Consider the following 17,075-nt stretch of genomic DNA (forward strand, 5'->3'; position numbering starts at 1 on the left):
ATTGACAAATGACTACATCCAAAGCATTTATCCAACCACTTGATCGCGTGGCGATCACATTCATACTGCTGCTGAGTTTGCTGATTGGGTTGGTAATCTGGCAAGGTGATGCAGTAAAGGCGAAGGTGCGAAACTTCACCTGGCAAAACCTGCAAATTGGCTCAGAAGATAGAGCTTTTACTCTCACTTTTAGCCGCCCAATGGATACAAAAAGTGTAGAGGATAACTTGAAAATTGAACCACCTCTAGCTGGAAAAATCAGTTGGGCTGGGCGGCGGATGGTTTATACACTTTTGACACCCGCACCCTATGGCACGAATTATAAAGTTCAGTTGCAGGGAGCCAAAGATCAATTCGCTAAGAAAACAGGCAACAACAGGGGAAATCAGCCTTTTGTCGGTAGCTTTCGCAGCCGCGATCGCGCAATTCTTTATATCGGAGTTAATCCAGAAGAACGGGGACAGTTGATTCTTTACAACTTAACCCAAGAGCAAAAAAAGGTACTTAGCCCCAAAGATTTGATTGTCATGGACTTTGAGCCATTTCCAGATGGAGATAAAATTTTATTTTCCGCGCGCACTAGTAAAACTCAAGACTTACTTTCGGCTCAGCTATACACAGTTACAACAGGTATTTCTACCAAAGTAGATCAACAAGCACAACCAGCAGGTAGAGTAGACCTACTTTTAGATAGTAAAGACTACCAAAACCTGAAATTTGACTTATCGCCAGATGGAAAAACCATTGTCATTCAGCGAGGAAATAAATCTAATCCTGGCGACTTTGGGTTGTGGATCATGCCAACAACTAGCGACTCTGGAGAAAAACTTACTGCTAAACCCCTCAAAAGCCAACCAGGGGGAGATTTTATTATTTCAGCTGATAGTACAACAGTGGCAGTTGCCCAAGGACAGGGAGTAGCAACTTTACCTCTAAAAAAAGATGCTGGTAAACCTTTAGAGTTTCTGCCGCAGTATGGGTTAGTCCAAGCTTTCTCTCAAGATGGCTCGCAAGCAGCAATGGTCAAATTTAATACAGATTACACGCGAGATTTATTTTTAGTTACCAACCAAGGAATTGAAAAATCCTTGTTAAAAACAACAGGCGAAATTCTCAATTGCCAATTCGATCCAGCCTCTCCCACCCTTTACTGCTTGCTAACACAGTTAGTATCTAAAGAACAATACATAGAACAGCCTTATGTAGTCGCCATCGATTTGAAAACTGCACAACAAAAACCGCTACTGCTACTACCCATCGCCCAGCGAAATGTGCAAATGAGCCTATCACCAGATGGTTTAGGCTTATTATTTGACCAAGTAGTAGCACAGCCAATTGCTGCACAAACGACAAATCCTTTAAAAACCGATGATGGCGAAGCGATCGCTACTAGTAGCTTGTGGTTAATGCCCTTAATGCCAATCGCCGACACCACTACTGCCCAAATTCAGCCAGAGAAGCTTCCTTTAGATGGATTTGCCCCCCATTGGCTACCGTGAGATGAGGGGGATGAGGGGGATGAGGGAGACAAGGGGGATGAGGGAGACAAGGGGGACAAGGGAAGGGAGATAAATAAGAAATGACGACTGACAATTGACAACTGACAACTGCCCATCTCTGCCATTTTTCAAATTACTTGCAGCTGAGGGTAAGCTGTTTGCTAAATTAGATACAGTACTAACGCTTCTACCGTGCTGAATTTGTGCCAATAACTTATTTAGTCACAACTGTTGATTAAAATCAAGCAGAATCGCGGCTGCAATTAGTATCAGAACTAGATTTTTCCGTCATTCTTACATTGGCGGGATATAACCTCTTAATGTTATAACTTCATCAGTTCTAGATGCAAAATGGGGAACACGAATAAATGCTTAATTATTCCTGGAGGAGGAGAGCTACACTTGGCTTCTAGAGTGCATCTCCCCAAGGCTCAAGCCAGGGGCTGCTCAAGTTTACCCCAGCTACTTGCGTCAAAACCGATTCGGACACTGTCGATAAGCAATGCTAACGCCAGCACTGCTGAACATTTTTAAGCAGGTGGGTCAAGAGTGATGAATGAAGCTGAGACCTCAAATAATGAGGCTTTTATTGAATCCTTAAATTCTGCTAATTCGCCACAAGTTGAGCAGGCGAGTTGTCCGTTTTATTCTGTTGTACCTAATGACAATATGGCAATTCGGAAATTGCCACTTCTAGCTCCAGCAAAAGATGAGCAGCACGAGATAGAAGTTCCAGAGATCCCAGCAGAGGAAACCAAGCAGGACTGGGTGGCTGAGCCAGATCTAGATAAACAAACCTTGATAGATGCTGAATTTCAGAAACTGCTGACATTGAATGCCCAATTGCGTTCGGCTAACGATGGCTTGTATGAGCAGGTAGAAAAACTCAAAGATGATTTAGCTGAGTCAGAAAAGGTTATACAATGGCAGAAAAGGCGGGCTAGCGTCACTGAGTCAATGCTCAACCAACAAACTCAGGAACTATCCGCAGCCCAAGAACAAATACAATCTTTATTCCAAGAATTAGAAACTGCTGTGCAAAACGTTCAGCGCCAAGAAATTTGCATTGAAACATACAAAGCACAGCTACAAATTAGTCAACAACGTCTGGCGCAATTAGAACGGGAATGTTCGCTGCTGCAAACTAACTATAGCGAGCAATCTCAGCAGCTATTACAATCAGAAAATTCTTGTCGAGAATTACGTACCAGGTTAATGCGACAACAACGCCAGACCCTACAATTTAAAGCGGCTCTGGAAAAGTGTTTGGAGACACCCGTCCCTGGTGATGATTCCCTAGCAGATACTGCAACTCCTAAGCACGAGAAAAATACAAAGCAATCAAGATTTGCGAAAAAAGCTCGGTCTTTGTTTCCCAATGCGCAACCAATTAAGCCTTGGTCAGCAGAACCAGAATCTTTAACTGATAATTTAGATACTTCCACCAGAGAATCTTCTGCATCAGCCTCACATCACAGAAGTGAACCTCCTACTACTTCATCCTCTCCTTGGGATTGGTCAGATAGAGAAGAACAGCCAACACCGCCACAAGCAGATACTTCCAAAGAAGCCGTTCCCCATTTAGACTCATCCCACATCATTGACGATTCCGCCACGACATCAGAAGTAGGAGCAAATTTGGGTGCTTCTAACATTGATGAGCAAATTGAAAGTCTCATCCAAATGTTTTTTGTTTCCCCACCTGCATCTTCATCTTCAATGTCTACTATTGACATAGATGCAGACAGCAATCAAGCTGATGATATATCTTTCTGGGAAACTTCAGCAACAACTGTTACCGATGACGAGCAATTAGAGGCTGTACCAGAAAGCAACCCCTCTATTAGCTGGGTAGTAAATAACGCCTCTGAATCAGCGAATAACTCACCTGTATCTCCCAATCCAGCGATGTCTGGAGACAGGCCGCTCCGCGTCTTTGCGCAAACAACTGATACCGCAGACAATGAAGACTATTGGTCAGACATTTCCCAGTTGAATCAGGTAAACTTGCCTTTGTCGGATCTAACACAAGACTCATCTGCTAACTCACCTTCACCAGTAGTTTATCCCAAACGTCCACCCAAGGGACGCAAGTCTTTGGCATCTGTAGAGCTACCAAATTTTCGTCAGCAGAGTCACTAATTATTGAACACTTGTCATTGATTATACTATTTAGCTATAATCATTAGCTATAATCAATGGAGTTCAGCTAGGGTCGGTTGTAATACTGTTTAGGCGCATAGCACCATAATTTACAACTCTTCTTAACTGCACTGTACTGGTTGATTTCGTGGAAATTTTAAGTAAATTGTCACTCATTAGCCGTATTTTTACTTAAAAATCAATTTGTACCAATTTCAGAACAGGTAGATACATACAAAAATAACTGACTTTTGTCCAGAGAAACTTCCCGGGTTTTTTGAATAACTATTACAAAAGGGCAACAATAAAGTCGCTCTCTACAACATGCTATCAAACCAATAACGAACTTCAAGATATCGTTATTGGTTAATAGTCAATTGCTCACGATCAAAAACAACCGACTTTTGAAGTTCATCCTACATCGTAAGGGGCTGGGATGAGCTTATTAGCAGTTGTCAAATTTTCTGTAAAAAGCAAATTTGAGCAATTTACTCGCTTATTTTTATTTTACCCCAGTTGTAGAAATAATTTATTCAAAATTTACAGAGTTATTGAAGATACGGCGACTACTTTTGTGGCTACTTTTTTAGGAGTGAAAAATTTACTATGACTCAGCTAATTTCTGGTACTGTGAATAATGACAACCTCAACGGTAGCGCTGGTGATGACACCGTTGATGGTGGTGCGGGGAATGACAACCTCAACGGTGGTGAAGGGAATGACACCCTCATTGGTGGTGAAGGGAATGACAACCTCAACGGTGGTACTGGTGATGACAGTCTAGTTGGTGGTGCAGGTAACGACCGCTATAACGTTGATAGTGTGGGCGATACCATTGTTGAGAATGCAAACGAGGGAACTGATAGCGTCATTTCTACTGTTAATTGGATATTAGATAACAATCTAGAAAACCTCACCCTGACTGGTACAACAGCCATCAACGGTACAGGTAACAGCCTAGATAACATTATTACTGGTAACACTCAAAACAACAGCCTTGATGGTGGTGACGGAAATGACACCCTCAACGGTAGTGACGGGAATGACAGCCTCAACGGTGGTTTGGGGAATGACAGCCTCAACGGTGGTTTGGGTGATGACAGCCTAGTTGGCGGTGCGGGTAACGACCGCTATAACGTTGATAGTGTGGGCGATACCATTGTTGAGAACGCAAATGAGGGAACTGATACTGTAACTTCTACGGTTAATTGGAGTTTAGATAACAACCTAGAAAACCTCACCCTGACTGGTACAACAGCTATCAACGGTACAGGTAACAGCCTAGATAACATTATTACTGGTAACACTCAAAACAACAGCCTTGATGGTGGTGACGGAAATGACAACCTCAACGGTGGTGACGGGAATGACACCCTCAACGGTGGTTTGGGGAATGACAGCCTAGTTGGTGGTTTGGGGAATGACAGCCTAGTTGGTGGTGCGGGTAATGATCGCTATACTGTTGATAGTGTCAGCGATACCATTGTGGAGAACGCAAATGAGGGAACTGATACTGTAGCTTCTACGGTTAATTGGATATTAGATAACAACCTAGAAAACCTCACCCTCATTGGTACAGCCATCAACGGTACAGGTAACAGCCTCAATAATGTTGTTATTGGTAACATTCAAAACAACAGCCTTGATGGTGGTACAGGTAATGACACCCTTCTTGGTGGTACAGGTAATGACACCCTCATTGGTGGTGTGGGTAATGATATTCTCCTTGGTGATGCGGGTAATGACACCCTCAACGGTGGTGTGGGTGATGACAACCTCAACGGTGGTGTGGGTAATGACAGCTTAATTGGTGGTGCGGGTAACGATCGCTATAGCGTTGATAATGTCGGCGATAGGATTGTGGAGAACGCAAATGAGGGAAATGATAGTGTCATTTCTGCGATTGATTGGACATTGAACAACAACCTAGAAAACCTCATCCTCACTGGTACAGCAATCAACGGTACAGGTAACAGTCTTGATAACATGATTATTGGTAACAGTGCCAATAACACCCTCAATGGTAGTACTGGTAACGACACCCTTGATGGTGGTACTGGTAATGACACCCTTGACGGTGGTACTGGTAACGACACCCTTGATGGTGGTACTGGTAATGACAGCTTAATAGGTGGTGCTGGTAATGACATTTACCTTGTAGATAGTGACTCCGATACAATTACAGAAGATGCTAGTGCTGGCACAGACACTGTGAGGGCTGCTATCACCTTTACTCTAGCTGCAAACCTAGAAAATCTTGTTCTGACTGGCACTGATGCGATTAATGGTACGGGCAATACCCTCAACAACTTGATTACAGGTAATGCCAGTGATAATATCCTTGATGGTGGTGCTGGTAATGACACACTTGATGGCGGTCTAGGTGCTAACAGCTTAATAGGTGGTGCTGATAACGACACTTACATTGTAAATAGTAACTCTGATACAATTACAGAAGCTGCTGGTGCTGGTACAGACACTGTGAGTGCTTCTATTACCTGGATTCTAGATGCGAACATAGAAAATCTTGTGCTGACTGGCACTAATGCTATTAATGGTACGGGCAATACCCTCGGCAACACGATTACTGGTAACAGTGGTGATAATATCCTCCACGGTGATAGCGGTAATGACACCTTATATGGTGCTGCTGGTAATGACACTTTATTTGGTGATGCTGGTAATGACACTTACGTTGTAGATAGTAACTCCGTTACAATTACAGAAAATGCAGGTGCTGGCACAGACTCCGTGAACGCTTCTATTACCTGGATTCTCAGTGCGAACCTAGAATATCTTTTCCTAACTGGCAGTAATGCGATTAATGGTACGGGCAATACCCTTAACAACTCGATTGCAGGTAACACTGCTGATAATAGCCTCACAGGGAATGACGGTAATGACAAGCTCAATGGTCTTGATGGTAATGACACCTTAACTGGTGGTAATGGTAGTGACACCTTAACTGGTGGTAATGGTAGTGATGTATTTGTCTTCTCTAGCATGACTGAAGCTAGTGATACCATCAATGACTTTGGTAATGGTAATGATGTCTTAGACCTAAGTAGTTTATTCACAACTATTAGTCCAGGTACTACTAATTTAAATGATGCACAGGCTAACGGTTATCTACAATTACTACAGTCTGGCAGTAATACATTAGTTAAGATCGACACTGATGGAACTGGTAGTGCTGCTAGCTTTGCTACTCTAGCTACCTTGAATAATGTCACTGCTAGTAGCTTAACTGACGCTAACTTCCTATTCGGCTCGGCGGTGTTATAAACTAAAGGGATGAATAGATTTATGTAGGTACAATTTGATAGGTGAAATAGTGTAGTAACGAGCGCATTTCTTCAGACTGAGAATAGCATTTCGTAGACTCCCAGTATGGAAATTGCACAATCGAGCGCTCAATTCATCTCTCTATTATGCAACGCCAAGTGTTCTAATTTGCATACAGACTTTTAGTGCAAGTGGTAGATGTTGGTTTTTCGCATCTACCACTTTTTTGTGCGCTAATTAGATAGCAAACAAATCTAATGACTAGTTTGGATTCTGGCTTTTGGGTTGACTTGTGCTATTTGAGTTTGCGATCGCGGTTTACCTGTGGTGATAGCGTAGTTAATAGCTAATAGCCTTAACCACAATCCGGGATAGTGGGGTTCCAGCCAAGGATTGATTTTTACCAACAAGCGCCCAAACCAGCCCCGCAGCACAGCGCTGACAAGTGCATGACGACCAAAGTTAAAATAATTTCCTAGCCACCTAATTAAATCTCTCGGCCCAGCAAGTTCCCAAATCCACAATAGCAGGGCAGGGTTTTTCCGTGCTGCTTTGATGGCGAGGCGATTAAAAGTTAACCAATCGCAACGATCCTTAATAAAATTATCTGCGACTTCTAGGGGTTCATCTGCTAACAGCCCAAAAAAGGTATTCAGCATGGCGTTGATTCTTTGGGGTGGTAAGAATTTACCTGTTGGTACCATCATTCCTTTGGAAAATAGCCAAGTCACAGAAACGTTACTTTGGTAGGCGCGAATTCGGTTTAAGTGGCGGAAACTCAGCAGGTTATGCTTGAGAGCAACATCTAAAAGTTGAGTTAGGCGTTCTAAGTTGCGTACTAAGGAACCAAAGCCAGTAAACACCAGGGGAGACTGGAGAGATGCTGCATCACCGATCGCAATTAATCGATCAAAAGCCACTGTGCGATCGCTACTTCCCACACTAAAATGCCCTGGTATGTAGCCAAATGTCGGTTTTTTCCATACCAGCTTGTCTACATCGCAGCGTCGATACTCTGGTAAAATCGTGAAAAAGTCCTCGTACATCTCTAACAAGGAACCGGGATTTTGCGGATTGACTTCGTGGTAATGAAATAAATAAATTGTTAATTCTTCGCCAATTCCGGGAAATAATTCCCAAATTAATTGTCTACCGCGAGAAATATCGCCGTGGCTATAGAGAACGTCCCCATACTGCGAATCCCACACTTGGGGTTCAAATCCTTTGTCAATTACCGCCCCTACTGTGGGACATACGCTGTCAAAAGCCCGACCACCATTTAATTGCCAAGCAATTGGGGAGGCTGTACCCATCGCATCTACTAACAGCCTGCCAGTTACTTGCTTCTCTACTTGAGTTGGTAAATGCTTGACATTAATTGTAACTTGTGTCTGAGAAATATCTGCACGCAAAAACTCTGTTTCATCCCAGATGTCACCCCCAGCGGCGCGGAGCTTTTGACCGCACATTTGCAGCCATTTATCGGAGTCGAGGGCGATATTTAGGACTGTGGGGGTATGTAAAACAGGCGATCGCAATTTAGCTGGATTATTACCATCAAAAAATTTATTGAAACCGTCTTTATACTCACGAGCAATTACGGTTTCTAGCTCAGTATTCGTCACCAAACCTAAATTAACTAAGCTTTGCAGTTCATCACGGGAAATGTTCCATTCCCGGTTCATCCGCCCAAAAGGCATTCGTTCTACTAGTAAAACTTTATAGCCTAATTTTGCCATCACTGCTGCATGAATTGCACCTAAGGCACCGCCTATGTAGATGATGTCGTAGGTAGGGGATGAGGACACCGGGACAGGGGGACGCGGGGACGCGGGGAGAAAATTCTCCGCGTCCCCGCGTCTCCCATTCTCCGCGTCATTTCTAAACACCACCTGACGGGGCTGCTGCGGATTGCGTACACCCTCCCGCCATCGTTGCTCCCACCAATAAGCACGTTTGAGATCATATTCCCCATTGGGCATTTTCTGAAAATATTTGACTGTGAGAGGATAATAGGGTGCTAGGGCTGTAAATATCGATTGCTGGGATAAATCAATTGCTGGTGGTTCTGGATATTTATGGGGAAAGCGGCTTCTAATGTCAGCAATCAGGCGGTGTAAGATTTGTGCTTCTTGAGGAAAGGGCTGGTTTCCCCAACGGAACGCTTTTAAGTAAGTAGTTCGCTGCACCGACCAAACAAATATGGAAAGTTCCCTCGGTAAATTTTCGGAAATAGCAGCCTCAGCATTTGTAGTTTCAGCAGTTACTCTGAGGCGAAATCCGTCGGGAGTGATTATTTTTTCACAAGTCCCTGTTTTAAAATCTGTTTGTAGCCAACTGCAAACAGATGCTGTATCTGGTGTCGGAATTTCTAAATAAAGTACTTCTTTCATTTTTTTCTGACATCTCCACTAAATCTACTCACTAAGACAGATTTCAAGAAGGCATGAAATACGCTAAACTCCGCCCTATCAGTTACATAAAGATTTGGTGAAGAAAGTTTAATAATTTATCAAACATATTGTTCATTTTGAATTTCTGTAAACCCACGCCATGAATTATCCCATCCCAGACAGCCCCCAAGATATTGTTGCCCTGCAACAAAGACCAGTTGATGAAGAATTAGTTGCATCTGCGATCGCCGGAGTGATTAGAATTGTGCGATCGCAAGGTCAATCCTTGGAAGAATTAACCGCCCAGGTGCTAGCTGACGACCCCATGCTTGATAAACAGCAGCGACGCTGGCTGAGTAAGTTGGTTGCTCAAGCTTGGGATAGCTTCGCATAACAGCAGTAATAGTACAGTGTTTCCCCAGCTTGCCAATTGCATATATTGGTGTGGGAAGAAAAATGATGTGTGCTTTGAGATTGGCAATTAGGCTGCTGTTAATCGAAATGCTTCTGGGCAGCTAAAAACGTTTCTGAGATGGTAAATATTAGGATTCAGGAACCTTTGTGTTCTGAGGTTTCAGCTTTTCGCGCTTCGATAAATACTGGTTGGGAGTGTAGCAACAAACCATACTCTAGTCCTTCGACTACAGCTTGATAGGAAGCCTCCAAAATATTTGTCGAAACGCCTACCGTCGTCCAGCGTTGATAACCATTACCCGATTCTACCAAAGCACGAGTTTTCGCGCCTGTACCGGTGTTGCCGTTGAGAATACGAACTTTATAATCTGTCAACTCAAAAGAGGCAATTTGGGGATAAAAGTTAACCAAAGCCTTGCGTAAAGCAGCATCTAAAGCTGCTACCGGACCGATACCTTCGGCAGCTTCCAAAATATTTGTACCATTGACAGATACTTTAATTGTAGCTAAAGAGTTGCTTGTTTCCTTGCCGGCAATTAAGTCGCAGTGAACCTGGAAACCTTTAATTTCAAAGAACTGTTGGCGATTCCCCAACGCTTCGTACATCAACAGTGCAAAACTGGCTTCTGCGGCTTCAAATTGATATCCTTCACTCTCCAAATCTTTCATCCGTTGGAGAATTTGCCTTGCTTCTGGTTGATGCTGATCTAATTCAATGCCAAAAGTCCGGGCTTTGGCTAACACATTGCTGAGTCCAGATTGTTCGGAAATAACGATGCGGCGACGATTCCCTACTTGTTCAGGCTGAATGTGTTCGTAAGTTAAAGGATTGCGTTCAACTGCGGATACATGAATACCGCCTTTGTGAGCAAATGCTGATCTGCCAACAAAGGCTGCGTGTTCATCAGGCGCTAGGTTGACTACCTCGCTGACAAAGCGACTGGCTTCTGTAAGTTGCGCCAGCTCGTCTTCACCGATACAGCTATAACCCAACTTCAATTGTAAATTAGGAATCAACGAACAAAGGTTAGCATTCCCACAACGTTCACCATAACCGTTGATTGTACCTTGTACCATCGTCGCCCCAGCCATGACAGCCGCTAAGGCATTGGCAACGGCTAAATCGGAGTCATTATGAGTGTGAATGCCAATTTGGGGAACTGTCATTTGTCCTTGGTCATTCGTCATTGGTTTTTGACAAACGACTAATGACAAATGACTATTGACGGCTTGGACAATTTGGCTAACCTCATGGGGTAAAGTCCCGCCATTGGTATCACAAAGGACTAGCCATTGGGCACCAGCTGCGATCGCCGCCGCTAATGTTTGTAAAGCATAATCTGGATTATGCTTGTAGCCATCAAACCAATGTTCGGCATCGTAGATTACCTGCCGTCCTTGAGCGCAAAGGTAGGCGATCGTATCGTGGATCATCGCCAAATTCTCTTCTAAAGTCGTTTTTAGCCCGGTTGTGACATGTAAATCCCACGATTTGCCAAAAACGGTCACCCAGCGCGTACCCGCCGCTAAAATCGCTTGTAGCATCGGTTCAGATGCAGCAGTGGTATTAGGGCGACGTGTTGAGCAAAAAGCCACAACTTCTGCTTGTTTGAGCGGATCTTCCTGTAATTGCCAGAAAAATTGTACATCCTTGGGATTGGCACCAGGCCAACCACCTTCAATAAAAGGAATCCCTAGTTGATCAAGTCTTCTAGCAATGCGTAACTTATCTTCTATGGACACCGATAGTCCTTCACGCTGAGTACCATCTCGTAGCGTAGTGTCATAGAGCCAAAGTTGGGGTGAAGAATTTGTAGTCATAAGACTGAAAAAAAGCGAGACAACTTCAAGGCAATGTGCCAATATACAACAAAAAGCCAGCTTGCTAATTCAAACCCATGAGTCTATGCGATCGCCGCAGCGGGTTATGTGAGGGAATTCCAAAAAATAAACAACAGCTTAAAGTTGTTGACAATGGTAAGTGCAGGTTTAACGGACATATTTGTTTCCTGTGTAAATATCGCGAGAGAACCCGCCCCTACAGACTCTTAACAGTCAACTCCCAACGCTCAATAGTCAACAATGACAATGGAATATTTTTTGACTTGGAAGTCCTTACTGAAAGATTCAAGCAAAATAGTGTCCATTAGACAGCCGACTTACGAGAAACTTTAGTGCAAAATGGTATTGACCTCTACAAGGGCGGTGTTAAGTTAATAAACTATCGCCCAATTGGCAGATGTGAGGAATCTGATGAAGGATAAAGGATGAAGTGAGCAAATGGTACGCGCGAGGAGTTATCTTGATTCATACCTGCTGCTTTGATGGGTAGCTTAATTTTATCGTTCATCCTTCAGACAAAGTTCTCAAATCAAGTGAAAAACAGAAAGTTAACAAGGAGCAAAACAAAATGGGTAGATGGACGCCGCTAATTCTGATGGCTGGGGGGTTGGCGATATTGCTGGGTACATTACTTGGCATTAACTTTCCTATGGGGGGACAAAGCGCCAGCGCGCCTGGAAATGGTAGAACCTCAAAAGTCCTCCCAGCTAATATTAATGTTAATACCACAGAGGGGGGCAGGAATAACGGTTCTGCAACTGAAAGCAGAAGCAATGTTGCTCAAAATAATAACTCGACGAATGACTCCACATCAGATACAGAAAATTCTACAGACACAACCACTACAGATACTCAATCCACAGATACCCAATCCACAGACAGCCAATCCAGTGACGAAAATCAAAACTCTCAACCCATTCGCGCCTTGTGGTAGAGCTTGCTCGTCATAGGTTACAAGTTATAAGTTATAAGTTATGAGTGATGAGTTATTAGTTATGAGTTGTTAGTTGTGTACTAATGATAAATGGCTAATAATGTATGACTAATGACTAATGACTAGTGACATTTTAATTATTGGCGGCGGCGTTATTGGCTTGGCGATCGCCGTAGAACTAAAACTGCGCGGGGCAACTGTCACCGTGCTTTGCCGTGATTTTAACGCCGCTGCTAGCCATGCGGCGGCTGGGATGCTAGCACCAGATGCCGAAAAATTGACAAATGAAGCAATGTATGCTTTGTGCTGGCGATCGCGTGCTTTATATCCAGATTGGACGCGCAAACTCGAAGAACTAGCTGGTTTACCCACACATTACTGGCCTTGTGGCATCTTAGCACCTGTTTATCAACACCAAGACCAGAAAAATGCAGCTTTGCCACCATCTTCCCGGGAATCACCTGCATACTGGTTAGATAAAACAGCAATTTCACAATATCAACCAGGATTGTCAGATGAAGTAGTTGGTGGCTGGTGGTATCCCGAAGATGGACAAGTAGACAATCGCGCCTTAGCACAAGTGCTGTGGACAGCGGCTGAGTCTGTTTGTGTTGAACTCAAAGATAGCGTTAGCGTCGAAGCATTTTTACAGCAGCAAGGCAAAATAGTGGGTGTGCAAACCAGCGCCGGAGTCATCAGCGCCGCCCATTATGTATTAGCCACAGGTGCTTGGTCAAATGAATTATTACCATTTCCCGTACGTCCTGTAAAAGGGCAAATGCTGCGGCTGCGGATACCGGAGTCTCTGCCAGAATTGCCTTTGAAAAGAGTTTTGTATGGGCAAGAGATTTATATTGTTCCGAGACGCGATCGCAAAATAATTATTGGTGCAACTAGCGAAGATGTGGGTTTTACCCCCCACAACACCCCCGCCGGGATTCAAAGTCTACTGCAAAAAGCCATCCGCCTTTATCCACAATTACAAGATTATCCCATCGAGGAATTTTGGTGGGGATTTCGCCCAGCTACCCCTGATGAATTACCAATTTTAGGCACTAGTCCCTGTACAAATTTAACTTTGGCAGTTGGTCATTATCGCAATGGCATTTTGCTAGCACCCATAACCGCAGCCTTAATTGCCGATTTGATTTCACAACAAAAGTCAGATCCTCTATTATCTCATTTTCACTATTCGCGCTTCCTGCCGCCATCATCTACCTCCATGCTCACTCACTCTGCGAATTTCTCCAATGGCCATCGTCCTGTTGTTGCTTTAAACAACGCTGTAATTACAACACAGGACTCAGCACTAACGATTGCTGGTAAAACCTTCCACTCTCGCCTCATGACTGGAACTGGTAAATATCGCAGCATTGAAGAAATGCAGCAAAGTATTACCGCGAGTGAGTGTCAAATCGTTACCGTAGCAGTGCGGCGAGTCCAAACCAAAGCTGCTGGACACGAAGGTTTAGCCGAAGCACTTGATTGGCAGAAAATTTGGATGTTACCCAACACAGCAGGCTGTCAAACCGCAGAAGAAGCGATTCGGGTAGCGCGCTTAGGGAGAGAAATGGCAAAACTTTTAGGACAAGAAGATAACAATTTTGTCAAGTTAGAAGTTATCCCCGATTCTAAATATTTGTTACCAGATCCGATTGGAACTTTACAAGCGGCAGAACAATTAGTTAAAGAAGGCTTTGCAGTCTTACCATACATCAACGCTGACCCGATGTTAGCCAAGCGGTTAGAAGAAGTCGGCTGTGCAACAGTCATGCCTTTAGCATCACCCATCGGTTCAGGACAAGGATTGAAGACAACAGCCAACATCCAGATCATCATTGAAAACGCGGGTATCCCAGTCGTAGTAGATGCTGGTATTGGTGCGCCATCCCAAGCAGCCCAGGCGATGGAATTAGGAGCAGATGCCTTATTAATTAATAGTGCGATCGCACTCGCAAAAAATCCACCTGCAATGGCAAGAGCAATGAATCTCGCCACAGTCGCCGGTCGTCTCGCCTACCTAGCTGGGAGAATGCCCATCAAAGACTACGCCAGTGCTAGTTCACCACTCACAGGGACTATTAGTAGTTAGTCATTGGTCAATAGTCAATGGTCAATGGTCAATGGTCAATAGTTATTTCTCCTCTGTCCCCTGCCACCTGGTCACTCTTGCAAGCCGAAGTGCTGCCCCGCATTCCGTAACCGATAAATGCTATTGACTAATGACTATTGACTCTGGACTAATGACTAAGGTAACGATTCTTTACTTTTCGTGAAGCGGTAATATAAAGTTTATGCAACAATTAAACAAAAGATAAGAATAAGGAATTAGTTCATGCCCTATACAACTGAAGAAGGCGGTCGTCTGAATAATTTTGCTCGCGAACCAAAGATTTATGCAGCAGAACCCCCCAATGCAGGGCAAAAGCGCACCTATATTTTTCTAGGAGTCGCCGGTATAGTCTTGGTCGGTGGCTTGATTTTCGTCGCCTTCTCTGTTTCTTAACCTCAGTTGAGAGCAAAGAATTTTAATAAAATTTAATTTTTCTGAACTTTCAGGTTCCCCGTTCGCGCGGAACCTAATTTTTTCTCTAAGTAGTGAATTATGTTGAAGTTATACCAACTTGAAAAAAGAATGTGACAGATGGTAGGGAACACTGCTGTGCCCTCTAGAATATATTGATGTGTCGCAAACATTATTTGAATTGGTATTACCAAATTTGAGAAGCGGTAAAGCTACTATTCATGTGGCTTAGTCCGTTTAGTAAGAAGAATTGGGTCAGTCTTTTTAAAAGTCAAATTCATTTAAAAAAATAATGCGACAGATGGGTAGTAGCACTACAATGTTGTGCCCTTACGAATAATTTATGTGTAGCAAAAATTCTTTGAATTAGTATAACTTCTCACGAATAATTTAGGACTACTGCTATAGTCAGTCTGCGTGTAATTTTTCATGTGCAAAATAATACGGGTGCCTAATAAATTAGGACTGTCCTCATTACACCCAGACTTAAAAGACGTAAAACCATCAAAATTTTGGGCATTTTGATGGTTTTACTTCGGGGCTATCTGCTACCCGTATCATTTAGGTATCATTAATTTATGGGGATTGTACTCTTGAGTGTTAAATTCCCCAAAGGGGTTAACGACTTAGATGTACCCTTAAAAAGAATGTAAACGATGTTTTGGCTTTGTAGCCACTTTCACTAACCTCACCCTTCTAGAGTGAGGTTTGTCTAAACCAATTTAGACAACGCAAGAAGTGAATACCGCATTGAGACATGGCTTAGTAAACACTTCCAGATACTTCCCTAGTCTGGACTATTTGTAAGCCTAATTGGTTAGGCGTTGCGTAAAGGCAAGGCATCTTAGCTATGTTGCGGGAAGGGACTTAAACAAGTGATTGGGTTATACCAAAAAAATGCGAGTACCTGTAGTAAATCAAAACCACCAACCACTGATGCCCACAACACCTGCACGAGCAAGGAAATGGATTGCATCAGGTAAAGCAGTAAAACGCTGGTCGGATTGTGGACAATTTTATGTTCAACTGACTGGTAAGCCATCTGGACGGGTAGCCCAAGATATTGTCGTTGGGATTGACCCCGGCAAAAATTTCTCTGGAATTGGTGTTCAGTCCGCAAAGTTTACACTGTACACGGCTCACTTGATTTTGCCGTTTCAAACAGTGCGTGACCGCATGGACTCAAGGCGATTAATGCGGCAAGGTCGCAGAAAAAGAAGAATCAACCGCAAGGTCGATTTTTTAAACCGCGCACACCGCCAAAAAAGATTTGATAATCGTTGTCAAGGTAAGCTTCCACCTTCGATTCGTGCTAATCGTCAATTGGAACTCAGGATAGTTTCAGAGTTATGCAAAATCTATCCAGTGTCAAAAATTCGGTACGAGTATGTCCGGGCTGATGTAGACCTCACCAGTGGACGTAAAAAAGCGAAATCTGGTAAAGGCTTTTCACCTGTAATGGTCGGACAAAAATGGATGTTAAGCCAACTAGAAAAGTTCGCACCAGTTGTTAAAGTTGAGGGCTATCAAACCGCATCAACTCGCAAACACTTGGGGCTAACCAAGAATAAGCTAGACAAGTCCAATCCTGAGTTTAATACTCATGCTGTTGATGGTGTAACTATTGCGGCAACAGCTTTTGTTGAGTATCGCCAGTACCACACAACAAAAGTTGATAGTGGTGATTGGTTTGGTAATGTCACAATTACGTCTGCAATATTCAAGGTAATTCTTCGTCCTCCTTATTCTCGTCGCCAACTTCACTTAATGCTTCCTGCAAAGGGTGGAGTGCGACGTAGATATGGCGGTTCTACAACCCGTCACGGATTACGCAAGGGTGACTTTGTTAAATCTCCCAAGGGTGTCGGTTATGTGTCAGGAGACACCGAAAAACAAGTATCTGTCAGCGATGCTAACTGGAAACGGTTAGGGCAGATTGCTTCTAGCAAAGTGCAGTTAATTCGTCGTTCCAACGGGTTGATTGTTGTCTAAAAGATATGTAAAGCCGTCCTTCGCTTCGCTAAAGGACGGGGTTTCAGACC

11 protein-coding genes are annotated in these 17,075 nt (G+C 43.5%); 8 read left to right on the forward strand and 3 right to left on the reverse strand.

Features of this window, described 5'->3' with window-relative positions; translation table 11 throughout:
• Positions 1–8: 8 nt before the first annotated feature.
• The 3 genes from AACU32_RS31200 (at position 9) to AACU32_RS31210 (ending at position 6,926) form a co-directional block, all read left to right on the forward strand.
• Complete coding sequence (locus AACU32_RS31200; protein WP_096605551.1) at positions 9–1,499, forward strand: Ig-like domain-containing protein; 1,491 nt, start codon at positions 9–11, stop codon at positions 1,497–1,499.
• 552 nt (positions 1,500–2,051) lie between these two features.
• Positions 2,052–3,641, forward strand: coding sequence for a hypothetical protein (locus AACU32_RS31205; protein ID WP_096605553.1), 1,590 nt, complete (start codon positions 2,052–2,054; stop codon positions 3,639–3,641).
• A 606-nt stretch (positions 3,642–4,247) separates the two neighbouring features.
• On the forward strand, positions 4,248–6,926 hold the full coding sequence (locus AACU32_RS31210) for a beta strand repeat-containing protein (RefSeq protein WP_339378408.1): 2,679 nt from the start codon (positions 4,248–4,250) through the stop codon (positions 6,924–6,926).
• Positions 6,927–7,180: 254 nt separating this feature from the next.
• Here the strand turns inward: AACU32_RS31210 and AACU32_RS31215 are convergent, their stop codons facing one another.
• A complete protein-coding gene (locus AACU32_RS31215; protein WP_096605555.1) occupies positions 7,181–9,319 on the reverse strand; it encodes an NAD(P)/FAD-dependent oxidoreductase in 2,139 nt (712 codons plus the stop codon).
• Positions 9,320–9,479: 160 nt separating this feature from the next.
• Between AACU32_RS31215 and AACU32_RS31220 the strand changes: the two genes are divergently transcribed.
• On the forward strand, positions 9,480–9,713 hold the full coding sequence (locus AACU32_RS31220; RefSeq protein WP_096605557.1) for a hypothetical protein: 234 nt from the start codon (positions 9,480–9,482) through the stop codon (positions 9,711–9,713).
• A gap of 155 nt (positions 9,714–9,868) precedes the next feature.
• Here AACU32_RS31220 and cimA read toward each other — a convergent pair whose 3' ends face one another.
• Together cimA and AACU32_RS31230 are read right to left on the reverse strand one after the other, a co-directional pair.
• On the reverse strand, positions 9,869–11,554 hold the full coding sequence (cimA, locus tag AACU32_RS31225; RefSeq protein WP_096605559.1) for a citramalate synthase: 1,686 nt from the start codon (positions 11,552–11,554) through the stop codon (positions 9,869–9,871).
• Positions 11,555–11,954: 400 nt separating this feature from the next.
• Positions 11,955–12,083, reverse strand: a complete 129-nt coding sequence (locus AACU32_RS31230; RefSeq protein ID WP_339378409.1) for a hypothetical protein — start codon at positions 12,081–12,083, stop codon at positions 11,955–11,957.
• A gap of 60 nt (positions 12,084–12,143) precedes the next feature.
• On the opposite strand from AACU32_RS31230, the gene AACU32_RS31235 reads away from it, so the two are divergent.
• The 4 genes from AACU32_RS31235 to AACU32_RS31250 all read left to right on the forward strand — a co-directional run bounded on the left by AACU32_RS31235 (position 12,144) and on the right by AACU32_RS31250 (position 17,025).
• Positions 12,144–12,509 carry a hypothetical protein gene (locus AACU32_RS31235; protein WP_096605561.1) on the forward strand — a complete coding sequence of 122 codons (366 nt, stop codon included), beginning with the start codon at positions 12,144–12,146 and terminating at the stop codon, positions 12,507–12,509.
• A 118-nt stretch (positions 12,510–12,627) separates the two neighbouring features.
• Entirely contained in the window at positions 12,628–14,601 is a 1,974-nt protein-coding gene (gene thiO / locus AACU32_RS31240; RefSeq protein WP_096605563.1) for a glycine oxidase ThiO, read from the forward strand.
• A gap of 243 nt (positions 14,602–14,844) precedes the next feature.
• On the forward strand, positions 14,845–15,015 hold the full coding sequence (psb34, locus tag AACU32_RS31245; RefSeq protein ID WP_339378410.1) for a photosystem II assembly protein Psb34: 171 nt from the start codon (positions 14,845–14,847) through the stop codon (positions 15,013–15,015).
• Positions 15,016–15,930: 915 nt separating this feature from the next.
• Positions 15,931–17,025: an RRXRR domain-containing protein gene (locus tag AACU32_RS31250; protein ID WP_096605565.1), complete on the forward strand. Its 1,095-nt coding sequence runs from the start codon at positions 15,931–15,933 to the stop codon at positions 17,023–17,025.
• The last annotated feature ends 50 nt before the right edge of the window (positions 17,026–17,075 follow it).

Origin of the sequence: Calothrix sp. NIES-2100 (assembly GCF_963875285.1) — a bacterium.
Classification (GTDB): domain Bacteria; phylum Cyanobacteriota; class Cyanobacteriia; order Cyanobacteriales; family Nostocaceae; genus Aulosira.